This window comes from Priestia sp. SIMBA_032, from assembly GCF_046535215.1.
Classification (GTDB): domain Bacteria; phylum Bacillota; class Bacilli; order Bacillales; family Bacillaceae_H; genus Priestia; species Priestia aryabhattai.
Window position 1 is genome coordinate 1 of the sequence record NZ_JAWRXD010001008.1, and the last position, 259, is coordinate 259.

Sequence of the window (259 nt, forward strand, 5' to 3'; positions counted from 1 at the left end):
CTGACATCGGTGGGCAGCGATATCGCGCCGAGCGTAGCGGAAAGCGCGTCGCAGGCCGGGGCGTCGATATCGGCCAGTACCAGGCTTGCACCCGCGCCAGCGAACAGGCGGGCGATGGCGAGGCCGATGCCGCGCGTCGGGCCGGTGATTAGCGCTGTCTTGCCCTTCAGTCGGAAGGCGGCGAGAGGGTCAGATGTCTGCAAGCACGGTCTCCACCAATTGGGTCAAGCTGCGGTCATGCTGGAAGCCGAGATCATCG

Annotated in this window: 1 protein-coding gene; it reads right to left on the reverse strand. The window is 66.0% G+C overall.

Annotation, left to right across the window (positions count from 1 at the left end; genetic code table 11):
- Positions 1–203 (reverse strand): SDR family NAD(P)-dependent oxidoreductase (locus SB717_RS37385; RefSeq protein WP_410908176.1); only part of this gene is annotated, 203 nt, incomplete at its 3' end.
- Positions 204–259: the final 56 nt, after the last annotated feature.